Source organism: Psychrobacter sp. 1U1, from assembly GCF_051847535.1.
Taxonomy (GTDB): domain Bacteria; phylum Pseudomonadota; class Gammaproteobacteria; order Pseudomonadales; family Moraxellaceae; genus Psychrobacter; species Psychrobacter saeujeotis.
This window is the reverse complement of record NZ_JBPYDD010000005.1, coordinates 136,482-150,042: the sequence shown is the minus strand read 5'-3', so window position 1 is coordinate 150,042 and position 13,561 is coordinate 136,482. Positions and strand designations below refer to the sequence as shown.

The 13,561-nt window shown below is 41.8% G+C and carries 11 protein-coding genes; 9 read left to right on the top strand and 2 right to left on the bottom strand.

Annotation, left to right across the window (positions count from 1 at the left end; genetic code table 11):
• Positions 1–673 precede the first annotated feature (673 nt).
• The 7 genes from ACS8FB_RS09205 to ACS8FB_RS09175 all read left to right on the top strand — a co-directional run bounded on the left by ACS8FB_RS09205 (position 674) and on the right by ACS8FB_RS09175 (position 7,723).
• Complete coding sequence (locus tag ACS8FB_RS09205; protein ID WP_439262608.1) at positions 674–2,053, top strand: Do family serine endopeptidase; 1,380 nt, start codon at positions 674–676, stop codon at positions 2,051–2,053.
• A 144-nt stretch (positions 2,054–2,197) separates the two neighbouring features.
• The gene (locus tag ACS8FB_RS09200; protein WP_439262338.1) at positions 2,198–3,472 is read left to right on the top strand and encodes a hypothetical protein; all 1,275 of its coding nucleotides are present in this window, start codon (positions 2,198–2,200) and stop codon (positions 3,470–3,472) included.
• A gap of 307 nt (positions 3,473–3,779) precedes the next feature.
• Complete coding sequence (gene dapA / locus ACS8FB_RS09195; RefSeq protein ID WP_439262336.1) at positions 3,780–4,685, top strand: 4-hydroxy-tetrahydrodipicolinate synthase; 906 nt, start codon at positions 3,780–3,782, stop codon at positions 4,683–4,685.
• A 90-nt stretch (positions 4,686–4,775) separates the two neighbouring features.
• Complete coding sequence (locus ACS8FB_RS09190) at positions 4,776–5,099, top strand: hypothetical protein (RefSeq protein ID WP_227511675.1); 324 nt, start codon at positions 4,776–4,778, stop codon at positions 5,097–5,099.
• A 94-nt stretch (positions 5,100–5,193) separates the two neighbouring features.
• Positions 5,194–5,907: a phosphoribosylaminoimidazolesuccinocarboxamide synthase gene (gene purC, locus ACS8FB_RS09185; RefSeq protein ID WP_439262334.1), complete on the top strand. Its 714-nt coding sequence runs from the start codon at positions 5,194–5,196 to the stop codon at positions 5,905–5,907.
• A gap of 807 nt (positions 5,908–6,714) precedes the next feature.
• A complete protein-coding gene (locus ACS8FB_RS09180) occupies positions 6,715–7,362 on the top strand; it encodes a DNA-3-methyladenine glycosylase (RefSeq protein WP_439262332.1) in 648 nt (215 codons plus the stop codon).
• Between the two features lie 49 nt (positions 7,363–7,411).
• Positions 7,412–7,723 carry a YqfO family protein gene (locus tag ACS8FB_RS09175; protein WP_439262330.1) on the top strand — a complete coding sequence of 104 codons (312 nt, stop codon included), beginning with the start codon at positions 7,412–7,414 and terminating at the stop codon, positions 7,721–7,723.
• A 310-nt stretch (positions 7,724–8,033) separates the two neighbouring features.
• On the opposite strand, the gene ACS8FB_RS09170 is transcribed toward ACS8FB_RS09175, so the two are convergent.
• Positions 8,034–8,639, bottom strand: a complete 606-nt coding sequence (locus tag ACS8FB_RS09170) for a hypothetical protein (protein WP_439262328.1) — start codon at positions 8,637–8,639, stop codon at positions 8,034–8,036.
• 368 nt (positions 8,640–9,007) lie between these two features.
• On the opposite strand from ACS8FB_RS09170, the gene ACS8FB_RS09165 reads away from it, so the two are divergent.
• Positions 9,008–9,715, top strand: coding sequence for a ZIP family metal transporter (locus ACS8FB_RS09165; protein ID WP_439262326.1), 708 nt, complete (start codon positions 9,008–9,010; stop codon positions 9,713–9,715).
• 693 nt (positions 9,716–10,408) lie between these two features.
• On the opposite strand, the gene ACS8FB_RS09160 is transcribed toward ACS8FB_RS09165, so the two are convergent.
• A complete protein-coding gene (locus ACS8FB_RS09160; RefSeq protein ID WP_299218560.1) occupies positions 10,409–10,612 on the bottom strand; it encodes a CsbD family protein in 204 nt (67 codons plus the stop codon).
• Positions 10,613–11,220: 608 nt separating this feature from the next.
• Here ACS8FB_RS09160 and ACS8FB_RS09155 point away from each other — a divergent pair.
• Entirely contained in the window at positions 11,221–13,449 is a 2,229-nt protein-coding gene (locus ACS8FB_RS09155) for a molybdopterin oxidoreductase family protein (RefSeq protein ID WP_439262324.1), read from the top strand.
• Positions 13,450–13,561 lie beyond the last annotated feature (112 nt).

Sequence of the window (13,561 nt, the reverse complement as noted above, 5' to 3'; positions counted from 1 at the left end):
AATAGTTATTGCAAACGGTAACAACGGTTTTTTTTATGACGATTGGTTATCATACAGGGGTAGTTATGCCATATAACGTAATCGGCAAAAATAGTAGTAGAAATCTATATAATAGGAAAAAGCGTTCAAAAGCAGTTACAAGTCATCTTATAATGCACAAACAGACAGGGCAAACCAATAGAAACAAAGACTAGCACATGATAATTTCATAGAAAATGACTGCGTATTATTTATAAACTTTTGTTTATTATTGAATTTATTTGGTTTGTTATCATACCATGATTTTATTTTGCTTGTGCGAAACGTGTTATAGGTATAAACACAACAAGCAATCAGTGGTAGTAGAGAATGTCGATACGAGTTAACACCTTACAAACGAATTTTTCTATATACTCGTTTAGGCATCTTGTTTATGTATAAAGCAGTAGGCACATAGCCATGACAACTGTTCTCCTGCATAATACAAACGGCGTTTATCCAATCATAGTGCGTATTGGTTTGGGTAGTCTAGAGAAAACGGGTCAAACAGGCTATATAAGTAAATCAAGAAAATAGAAGACAAAATGTTTAAACGTCTAAAAGGGAGAGTAATGAGATGAAGGGCCAATCACAATTTCATCAGCTACAGGGCAAACTACAACGCAGAATACTGACAGCGATCTTAAGCACAGCGATGACCACAAGTGTCAGCGCGTTAGCTATCAGTGTTATGACTGTCTCTAGTGCGCAAGCTGCCGTCATTACTACTGATTTCTCCGATCTTGTACAGCAAGTAACACCAGGCGTGGCACGGGTCAATGTAACCAAGACCGTCAGTGAGGCTGAGCTGGCAAAAGCCCAGACTGCTGACTTATTGCGCAAGTTCTTTGGTGACCGCGTACGTATCCCTGAACAGGCGGTGATACCAGCAATTGAACATGCTTATGGCACTGCGTTTTTTGTGACCTCTAACGGTTATATGCTTACCAATCATCATGTAGTAGAAGGCGCAGATAACATTACTGTCACTTTAAATGACCGTACAGAGCTTGATGCGACGCTGATTGGGAGTGATGAGCGCTCAGATGTAGCGGTACTAAAGGTATCGGGTAGGCAGTTTCCAGCGCTACCTATTGGCGACTCTAATCTTATAAAAGTCGGTGAGCCTGTATTGGCGATTGGCTCACCATTCGGCTTTGATTACTCAGCATCCGCTGGTATTGTGAGTGCTAAGTCGCGCAGCTTCTCACGCGAGACCAGTGTCCCTTTTATCCAAACAGATGTGGCACTCAATCCTGGTAACTCAGGTGGGCCACTATTTAACCAGCGCGGTGAAGTCATCGGTATCAACTCACGGATTTTTAGCGGTACAGGGGGCTATATGGGTTTGTCGTTTTCCATCCCGATAGATGCGGCGATAGATATTTATGAGCAGCTCAAATCTAACGGTGAAGTGGCGCGTGCTTATCTGGGCATCTATCCGCAGGATATCGACCGTAACTTGGCCGAGGTCTATCAGTTGGCACGGCCACAAGGTGCGCTGTTGACCCGCGTATCGCCAGATTCACCTGCGCAGAAGGCGGGGCTTAAAACAGGTGATATTATTTTGCAGTATAATGATAGCAAAATCATGCGAGCATCAGACCTATTAAACCTCATTAATCGCGCGCGTCCCAATGACGCTTTTCGCGCACAAGTACAACGTAACGGTAAGCAGTTGACGCTATCCGGTAAGCTTAGTCAGGCTCCAAGTGATGTCCAAGCTCAGGGCCGTGATCAGCAAAATAACGAAGTGCGCGTAGGCCTGCGTCTGCGTAACCTCACGCCAGATGAGCAAGCGGAGCTTGCAACCGATGATAAGACTGGCGTACTCGTTACCGCTGTTGACCCGACAGGACTGGCTGCGCGTTCAGGTATCATGGCAGGGGATATCATCACCAATTTGAATCAAAAGCCTATAGCCACTGCAAGCGATTTCTCTGATGCCATCTCGTCGCTACCGACTAAAGGGGTGGTGACCATTGAAGTGATGCGTCAGGGAATACCAGCGATTATCGGACTGCGTATCGAGTAGGGCCAGTGATAATAACTGGTCATAAAGGGTCGCTAAAGAGACTTGTTTATCATCGACGTCGCCCTTTATAATGGCTGGTTTTTTGATTTTAGTCAGAATCAGTATTTCTTTATTTTTGTACGTCTATATTACAGCTAGGTATTCATGATTGACCACACCCTCTATACGCTAAGTATGCTTACCGCAACAGCACTGTTAGCGTACGTGGTATTGTGGTCAGGAATACAAACCTTTAATGCCAACCCCAGTAAGCGCTTTATGCGCATTTGGCCAAAATTGGCATTATATTATGCCGCCTACACCATGCCGATCTGGGCACTACTATTAATCATCGATCGAACACAAATCGTGACTTCAGTAGTGGCGCAGTTACCATTATCGCTAGTATTAATCGCATTAGTAGCTATGGGATTGTATTTTTATACGGTTATCGTGCAGCCCAATCGCTTGCGTATACATCGTCAGACAGTAGATATCGACTTAAAAGCAGCCATGACCGTAGCTGTATTAGCAGATTTACGTATTGGATTGTATAGTGGCAAACCGCGACACATACGCAAGCTTGTGGCGACAATTAACGAGCTATCGGTAGATGCGGTATTGATTACTGGCGATTGGCTTTATTATCCGGGAGCGGATTTGGTTGGGCAATTGATGCTTTTTAAAGGCGTCAATAAGCCTGTTTATACCGTCATGAGCATCTCGGATTTACGTTATCAATCGATGAATACGACCAAGCAGGGTCAACCTTTATTAGAAGATACTTTGGCATGCGCTTTTGATGTACTCGACATTACCTATATCGGTCAGCAATGCCGGTTGCTACCGCCAATTGCTACTTCCCTTGCTAAAAACATCACACCAAGTGCGCAACCAAAAAACTCAAATCTGACACCGCAGGTTGCGATGCTGTGCGGCTGGCAGGATATGCCGTCATCTTATAAAGGCAAAAGTCAACAAGTTGATGGCAAGCAATCTGGTAAGAATCCCGTCGCAAAAACATCTCAGTTACCCAAACCGACTCAGAATGATGCTACTGATAGCGACATTACCATGGTAGCTAACAAAGCGGAGCTGTGTACTGAAATTGAAGAGTCGGTATTGCCAGTTGTTATTCTTGCGTCACGCTTTGATAGTATTACGGATTTACCAAAAGCATTAAAGCCAAGGCCGTTATTGATTGCTGCAGCGGCAAAATCTGCAAAGTCTAGCGAAAAACTAAGCAACCTACCCAAGCCGCAACGCGCTAATAATGGTGCTAGCATCAAATCTACTATTTTTTCTTATGCAGGCTTCAATAATACGCGCGGATTGTATCAACATGCAAGCGCTCAAGTATTCGTCAGTAGTGGCATCGGTACGCGTGGGTTGCCATTTCGTCTCCGTCGTCCTACCATTGATGTATTGACGATTCGTTAAAAGTAAGTAAAAATTTTATCAAGATTGATACTGGTTGTTAAACATACTTCTATACTAAAAGATTTAAGTTTTTATTCTCTACAAATAATAGCCAATTGACGCTCAATTGTTAGTGAGTGACTAAATCAAAATATGCTACACTATCGAGCATTTATAACAGTAGTTAATAATATTTATTTAGCCAAACATTCATCACAATTGAGTGTTGAGCGAACAGCATTAATATGAAGCAGGACAGTAGTCCTTGCATACGACCTATCATGTGATAGCTTTAATCAAAGCTAAGACAATACAGTAAGGCACAGTTATGAGTACAGCATACGACGATATCAAAACCCGACTACAAGGCTCAATGGTAGCCCTAGTGACGCCCATGCATCCTGACGGTACGGTCGATTATAAACGTCTTGCCAAGCTTATAGACTGGCAGATTGAGCAAGGCACTCATTGTCTCGTTGCAGTTGGAACTACAGGTGAGTCTGCGACTTTATCCATGCAAGAGCATAGTGATGTTATTTGCTACTTCGTCAAACATGTTAATGGCCGCGTACCAGTCATTGCTGGGACGGGCGCTAATAATACCATGGAGGCGATTAAGCTTACTCAAGATGCTAAGGAAGCTGGAGCGGACTGTGCTTTATTGGTTGCACCCTACTATAACAAGCCACCTCAAGAAGGCTTGTATCAGCATTACAAGGCTATTGCCGAAGCTGTGGATATGCCGCAGATGCTCTACAATGTGCCAGGTCGTACGGTTGTCGATATTGCCCAAGAAACCGTAGAGCGTCTAGCGGATATTGATAACATTGTGGCGATTAAAGATGCGACTGGCTCTGTTGAACGCGGAGAGCAGTTGATTAAAGCAGTCGGTGATAGAATGGTGGTTCTATCTGGTGATGATGGCACTGCGCTTGATTTGATGAAAGTGGGCGGCAAAGGAAATATTTCAGTAACTGCCAATGTCGCGCCTAAAGCGATGAGTGAAACCTTCTCAGCTGCTCTACGTGGAGATTTTGATACAGCGTATGCAGTACATGATGTCGTTAAGCATTTGCACCGTGATTTATTTATTGAGTCGAGTCCTATTCCAGCAAAATATGCGTTACATAAAATGGGTATGATAGATACAGGTATTCGTTTACCGCTAGTATGGCTGGCCAAAGAACATCATGCCACGATTGATACTGCCTTAGAACAGGCAGGTTTATTATAAACATCGGCTAAAAACCAATCATTAGATATGGTAGGCACAGTATTCGTACCGTATCTAAATAAGTGTCGATTGCTAACTCTGAGAGATAATATGATGAAAGCATCATTAACGACCCCAAAACGATTGACCGCCATAGTGACTTTAGTGTTAAGTAGCACTTTAGTATTAAGTGGCTGTCAGGCTACCAAAGAGCTACTTGGCAAGCGTGACAATGGCAGCTTAGAATACCAAGATAGTAAAAAGCTTGCGCCATTAGAGATGCCTGTCTCCCAAGAAGCAGCACCATTTGTGCCTTTGTACCCTACGCCAAATCTTGGAGCAAACACGCTCAAGCTACAGAATGAATCAGGCAAGCAGTATCGGCTACCAAAGCCTGAACGCGCGGTTCCAGTAACTGCTGCCCCTGCTAATTAGTAATCTAGTTTTTTACGTACTATATTGCAGCCAATACTTTGGCCGTGGTTGCACGTTTTTATTACCTAAGTTTGAATGAACAGGATCCTCTACCATGCAAAAGCAACAATTGCTCTATAAAGGCAAAGCCAAATCTGTCTATGAAACCGAGGACAACGATTTTTTAATTTTGCACTTTCGCGATGACACCTCGGCGCTCGATGGCAAGCGCATCGAACAATTGGCACGTAAGGGCGAGGTTAATAACCGCTTTAATACTTTTATTATGCAAAAACTTAGCGAAGCTGGCATTGAGACGCATTTTGAAAAACAGCTCTCTAGCGATGAAGTGCTGGTCAAGCGTATGGATATGTTGCCCGTTGAATGCGTGGTGCGCAACTACGCCGCGGGCAGTCTGGTGCGCCGCTTAGGGTTAGAAGAGGGGCAGGTATTGACGCCGCCAACCTTTGAGCTGTTTTATAAAGATGACGCGCTAGGCGACCCGATGGTCAACGAAACACTGGCCGTAACTTTAGGCTGGGCGAACGATGATCAGCTGGCAAAAATGAAAGAAATCAGTTATCAGGTCAATGAGGTCTTAAAAGACTTGTTTGACAAGGGCGATTTGATTTTGGTTGACTTTAAACTTGAGTTTGGCGTCTTTCATGACCGCATCGTTTTAGGTGATGAATTCTCACCAGATGGTTGTCGCATTTGGGACAAAGCGACCAAGAAAAAACTTGATAAAGACCGCTTCCGTCAATCTTTAGGTGATGTGATCGAAGGCTATGAAGAGGTCGCCCGCCGTATTGGGGTACCGATGGATTAAAGGTATCTATATGTTCAATAAAAACTGGGCCATGTGCTCAGTTTTTTTATGCTTACTGTTTACGCTTACTGATTAGTACTGTTGATAATCTACAACATAGTTGACAATAATTAATAGTCGTTATTAGATCAAATATTATAATGGCGTTTAAAATAAATACTCTAACAGAAAGGAGTTACGAAAATCGCTGTTAAATATTCCGAATAAAAATATAAAGGTTGAGAACAACCACATAATTGAAAAATAAAGTTTGTTTTGGTTTGGAGTCCAACCCCAAGAGCCAAGTCTCTCTGCCATACTAGCATTAGAGAATATGAGCCATCTGAACAATAAACAAATAAGAATATAAAGAATAATCCATATAAGCATTCTACTACCTCACTTTTTGTATATATATCATATGTATAGGCTGTATAGGGAGCAGAACGGACAGACGTCTATTAGTCCTTACAACTATGAGATGTCATTGTCTTTACTAGGGTTTGAAAATATAATCTTATTATTTTTTCAAATGATAAAAGAACAGGGTAAATAATCTTTTTCATGTTAGCCTAAAAAGCTTATTTATCGATAATAGTTCATACAATACAGCTGAAACAGTTAGTTTTCAATGTATAACCTACAGAAGCCACATAAATAGACCACTTAAAACCAACTGCTAAAGACAAACCAGTCAGTACCAACCATCAAACTTCGCTAACGCACAGCTTTTATCCACGTCAATGCAAACACAGCACAAACATTCCCAGCACAACGACCTTTTAGTTTTTATGCTAAGTTATTCATAAAAATAAAAAGGTCACCTCCATGCCCACGACTCAAGAACAAATGACTAAATCTACCATATTAATGCCTGATTGGTTTACCCGCCCAACCTGCGTGGTGGCAGCAGATTTGATTGGCAAAATTTTATGTCGACAGATGACAGACACTGATGGCAACGTTAAAACGCTGCGTATGCGTGTTTCAGAAACTGAAGCTTATATTGGTGAAGACGATCCTGCTTGTCATTCGCATGCAGGTACTCGTACCTCACGTACTAAGATTATGTATGAGCAAGGGGGCGTATTTTACGTTTATCTGACGTATGGTGTGCATCATATGCTCAATCTCATCAGTGGATCTGCTGAGTCACCTGAATCGGTATTGATTCGCGCTGGGTTTTTATGTGAGGACAGTGATCGCTTAATTGAGGAGCAAGCGCTCAGTAAAGACAAACAGCTGAACCATATCAAACAGTTAGCAGGGCCAGGTAAGCTGACTAAGCGCTTACAAATTGATCGCGATTTGTACGGCGCGCCTATTGCCTTTGAGTCTGGCGTTTGGATTGAGGATGATGGTTGTCAGCCGCCATTAACATTACGTCCTCGTATTGGTATTGATTATGCTGGTGAGGCCAAAGACTGGCTACTGCGCTACGTGTGGACAGATCATCCGTCATTATCAAAAAAGTAAGGCATGCTAGCGCTTTGTATTATCTACATCAACACTCGGAGATTAACAAATGTATAAACTAACGGTTTTTATTCCAGATAGTGCTTTGGAATCAGTTAAAGCGGCGCTATTTGCCGCCGGTGCTGGTACTATTGGTAATTATGAGCAGTGCTGCTGGCAAGTGCAAGGGATGGGGCAGTTTATGCCGACTGCTGGCAGCAATCCGCACATTGGCGCACAGGATACGTTAGAGCAGGTGAGTGAGTGGCGCATTGAAATGGTGGTTAAAACATCAATCATCAAAGAGGTGATCAATGCATTAAAGCAGGCACACCCATATGAGACGCCTGCCTATGATGTGATAGAGGTGCTAGACTTTTAGTACGAGCAAGATTTGTACTTTTTGAGGTTAGTTCCTCTTAAAGCTAACTGTCTTTGGTTTTGAGGGTCTTTTTATGTTTTTTATAGATGTTGATGAGGTAAATTGTCATCAACAATATCTCCGTAAGCAATGTAGCTAGGAATGGCGCAACCGATGATAATAGCGTCTTATGATGATGGTCATAAAAAAACGGCCAGATAAGACCAAAGTGGCTTATCTGACCGGCGGTACCAAAGGGTGGGTACCTAAATCGAAAGGATGCTCCAAGCTTATGAAAATCATTGCAAGCTTTAGTCATACAAGGCGTTTGTTAGTCACGCTCAAGTTTAATGACGTTTAAGTTAGGATAGCCTAAGATTACTTCATAGTCTTGACCACTATTGGTAGCTTCAATCTCAAAGACACCTTTGCCATTTTTTTCATCGATCTCGATATCTTCGACTTGATAGCCCATGTTGTTTAGCTTTTTTATAGCGCGCTGTTTGATCTTAGGGTAGCGTGACTCGTTTTTAATAGTTTCTTCGATGTCATTTTTATCATGGTGGTCGCCGTGATGTTTTCTATCATCCCAGATAGTGGACCACTCTCTTTTGTCAGAGCTGATAAGCTTTAAGCCTGGATAAGTATATTTAAGCTTATAAGGCTGATTGTTCTTTTTAGCATAGACGTTGATACGCGAGTCTGATACTGGTTCGACATCCATCACATAGTAGCCACTTCGGCGCAAATCAGCGCGCAATTTACCAATATTTTTGCCAAAATTCTTATCTTTATAGATATGGTTATATCTGCCTTCATAGCGGTTGCCATCATGGTCGTATGCCATCGCTGGACCGCCAAGAGCGGTGCTAAGTAGGGCGGCACCTAGAAGGGATGCGGTCATCGTTTTTAAGGTAGTGCGGTTTTTTGTACTCATTATAGGTATCTTCTTTTTTATTACTATTTTTCAGTTAGTCAGTTGCATGGCGTTTTGATTTTATTTACCAAACAATTTTAGTTGTTAGCGTTCTTAGTCATTGGCATTCACCGATTTAGCCTTATTTATAACGTTGTTATTCAGCTAATCTATTAAGCTAATACTAATCAACAAAAATATTCTGAAATATTTTTTTACATTCACTATGGTAGGCGCCAAAACTTCATAGCAGATGTCGTTTTCGTTAATAAGTTGTAAGTAATTCTGATGCTTTCGTAAGAATACTACGCGTTTAGTGAGCATAATCTTGTAAATATTATGATATCAAGCTAACGCTAAGACTGTTTAGAATAATAAAAGAACAAGTTATGCTGCTAAAACTTATTTTGTTCTCAGGGTTTGCTGGTATCACCGTATTTGTTGGTGGTCTTTTGGCCAATGTGTTCAATCATCATGTTAAAGACAGTCCAGTTAAGTATGAAATCACTCATACGCTCATGTCGTTTTGTGCTGGTATTATTTTATCGGCGCTAGCATTGGTACTAGTACCAAAAGGAATGGAGACGCTTGACGTCTGGGGTGTAATAGGATCATTTTTAATGGGAGCCATACTGTTTATGCTCATCGATCGGCGTCTGGCCAGGTCGGGTGGTCAGCAGGCGACCTTACTTGCGATGATGATGGATTTTGTACCTGAGTCGATTGCGCTTGGAGCGGTATTTTCTATCGAGCCACAGATGGCGGCGCTACTAGCGGTCTTTATTGGTCTACAAAACTTACCAGAATCGTTCAACTCTTTTCGTGATTTGGTTCAAAGTGGCTTTAGTGTTAAAAAAACCTTATTGATATTTTTTGGTTTAAGCTTTTTTGGTATTATCTCAGCGCTCATCGGTCACTATTTACTGAGCTCATATCCAGATTTGACTGCCCATCTGATGATATTTGCTAGTGGCGGTATTTTATATCTGCTCATTCAAGATCTTATTCCTGAGAGTAAACTTGATCATCATTATTTGACATCATTGGGCGCTTGTCTCGGGTTTTTAGTGGGCATCATCGGTGAGATACTGATTTAATCTTGGTTATACTGCAGGGTATAGCGAGCTATTATAAGGAATATGCAGAATCGCTGTGTAAGCATATGCTTACAAGCAATGACGCTTACGCGACTTAACATGAAAGCAATAATTTGACACTATAGTCACACGGCATTAGGGAGTATGACTCAAGGATTGAGTTGACCGCATTAAGGATAATGATTCACTTGTTAGCATCAGGAAGATAATAATAAGTGGAGTAAGGATATATAACCTTTGCTGAGAGCAGCAGTATATGCTGTGATAGTCGTAGTAAAAAGGGCAGGATGCCTAGTATCACAACATACTGAATATTATGCAAGGATGTATAACAGTCAGTCGTGATAGGTAACATGGATAGTTAACAATAAAACCGCATAACAATAAATTGCTATGCGGTTTTATCGTGTCTAACGGTTAAGAAAATTCCATTTTACTAGAGTATAGCTATAGTAAAGAATTTTTTAACTTACTGGGCAATGAGATAAACGGGCTAAAAGCAAAACAGAACTACAATCAGAAATTATTTTTCTGGTCTATTAAGTACGTCTCTCAACGAGTTTATTAAGCAGATTGGTTGGACAGTACATAAGCTATTGACCATTAAAAAACCGCATAACGTTGATGCGGTTTTTTATTTTCTGATTAAGATACTTTAAATACTATTTATCTACTCTTTAGTAAAAAAATATCTTAGTATTTGTGTTCGCGGCGCCAATCGTCTACTTCGCGTTCAGCGTCATCTTTACTATGACCATAGCGCTCTTGTACACGGCCGACCAATTTATCACGGCTGCCTTCAATATGGGTAAGATCGTCATCAGTCAAATCGCCCCATTTTTGCTTAACAGCGCCTTTCATTTGGTTCCATTCGCCTTTTAGAGTATGTTCATTCATTATTATATTCCTTCTGTTGTTGTTGAATTAATTTTTGAGACAATCATTCCATCTGTCTTTATTTAATATTTTATTCGTCGTACAGTTGTCATTGGTAGATACCAACAAGCCAACTGGTGATATCTAATATAGGTGCTAACAATTGCATTGTCTGTATATGCAATGTTTAGAGTGTTACTTCATTATGGTTGTCTGCATACCTTTGTTAGAAGCCCCTTATCTATGTAAAGAGTTCATGATTTTTCTTTAGATTGCGTAAGTACAATAAATAGTTTTTAAACGCATGAGCTGAGATATGCGATTTGATTAAAGACATATTAGCCAAATAAATATGCTTTGTTAAATATTCATTTATAGAGCTGCCGCTTAAATAGATATAATCTTATTGTTATAACAATAGCTACAATAACTACTAGAGTGTGCTCTTGCGTTAAAAATAATTGAAGCTATAAATATGATAGAACGAAATTTATATAGTCAGTTCAAGAGAGCGTAAACACAAAAAATGTGTACAAAAGTACGTTGAATAAACCTGATATCGTATTTGACTTATATAGAGTTGATTATAGGTATAGAGTTGACGGTAGGAAAATCACAAGGAGCGTGCCATGAGTAACGAGCAAACCAAGACGAATGAGCAAACCCATTTTAGAACCTGCAATTTATGCGAAGCGATGTGCGGTATCGTCATTAAGCACGATGGTGAAAAAGTGTTATCGATTAAAGGCGATAAAGACGACCCATTCTCCCAAGGTTATATTTGCCCAAAAGCGACTGCCTTACAAGACTTGCATGAAGACAATGATCGTCTGCGTCAGCCCGTTGAGAGAACTACTCACGGTTGGAAAGAGATTGGCTGGTCTGAGGCGCTAGATAAAGTTGCTGCTGGCATTCAGTCGGTACAGAAAAAACATGGTAAAAACGCCCTTGGTATTTATTTAGGCAATCCAAACGTCCATAACCTAGGCGGCATGCTGACCATTAAGCATTTACTTAGTAGTATAAAGACGCGCAGTCGCTTTTCTGCGACTTCCATCGACCAACTACCACACCACATCGTCAGTATGCATCTATTTGGGCATATGCTGCGCATTCCTGTGCCCGACGTCAATCGTACCCAATACATGCTCATTATCGGCGGCAATCCGCTGGCGTCGAACGGCAGTATTATGACCGCGCCAAACATGCGTCAAAAGCTCAAAGACATCAAAGCCCGTGATGGCAAAGTGGTGGTAATAGATCCAAGACGCACCGAAACAGCAGATATTGCGAGCGAGCATCATTTTATTCGCCCAGCGACCGATGTCTTACTCTTGCTCGCCATGCTCAATGAAATTTATTTGCAAGGTTATGCGGACAAAGCGCGCGCTAAAAATAATAGAGCGGCGGCCCTCGCGCCAGAGATTGAGCGGCTCGCAGACTTTGCTAAAGACTATAGCGCCGAATCCGTAGCTGATATTACTGGTATTGCTGCAAGTGAGATTAAACGTCTCGTCAAAGAGTTTTGTGAAGCCGAAAGTTCGGTCTGCTATGGGCGTATGGGCGTATCGGTACAAGCGTTTGGCTTATTAAGTCAGTATCTCATTATGGTCATTAATATTGTCACAGGTCGCTTAGATGAAATGGGTGGCTTGATGTTCCCTAATCCTGCAGTCGATGTGGTCAATAACTCAGGCCCAGGCTATCTTGGTAAACGCCATAGCCGCGTGAGTAATTTGCCTGATTTTAATGGCGATTATCCAGTGGTGGCGATGGCGGATGAGATGCTGGTAGAGGGCGCAGGGCAGTTAAAAGGATTTATGACTGTCGCTGGCAACCCTGTACTCAGCACGCCCAATGGTGAAAAATTAGATGAGGCTTTTGCCAGCTTGGATTTTATGGTTGTGATCGATTATTTTGTCACAGAAACCAGTCGTCATGCCGATATTATTTTGCCACCCGTATCGCCGCTAGAGCGTGACCATTATGATGTCACTTTCAACAATTTTGCTGTGCATAACGTAGCTAAATACTCAAAAGCCCTATTCCGTAAGAAAAAAAGTGCCAAACATGATTGGCAAATCTATTTAGAGCTGGCAAAGCGTTTAGATAAAAAAGCGCCGCTTACAACCAGAGTTGAGCGTCTGTTAGTAAAGGTTTTGGGTCCGAAATTTGTGCTCAATCAGGGTTTAAAGCGTGGGCCTTATAAAGGTCTTAATCTAAAAAAGTTGAAGAAAAATCCGCACGGGGTTGATTTAGGGCCGCTTAAAAAGATGTTGCCAGAAGCGTTAAAACATAAAGACAAGCAAATACATCTCAATGTGGACTTTTATCAAGCAGATTTAGAGCGCGTACAGGAGATGATGCAGGATTATGATGATGAGCAGGTTTTATTGATCGGTCGTCGCCATGTACGTAGTAACAATTCGTGGCTGCATAATAGCTATCGCTTGGTAAAAGGTAAGCCGCGCTGTACGCTCATGTTGCATCCAGAAACGGCCAAAGAATACGGTATCGAGGACGGTCAAAACGTCAAAGTTACCTCGCGCGTTGGCAGTGTGAATATCATCGCAGAAGTCACGAATGAGCTGATGCCAAGCGTGGTGAGCATCCCGCATGGTTGGGGTCACGGCCGTAAAGGCGTCAAACAAAAGATTGCGCAGGCGCATGCTGGTGTCAGTGTCAATGATTTGACGGATGATACGTTAATCGATCAGTTAAGTGGTAACGCAGCGGTCAACGGCGTACCGGTGCAGTTAGAAGCAATTAAGCCTGAAGGGTTTGATTTGGACACTACCGATTCAAGCGTTGATGCTAACCGCGAATCTTCCGAAATCAAATCAGGAAGTGCTGCATAAAATAAGTACAAAAACTATAACGTGCTACTGGTACAAATTTTCCTTGCTTATGTGCCTACGCAGACAGAGGCTACGCAAAATTTTTACCAGTAGTACTATGCTTATTTTATGG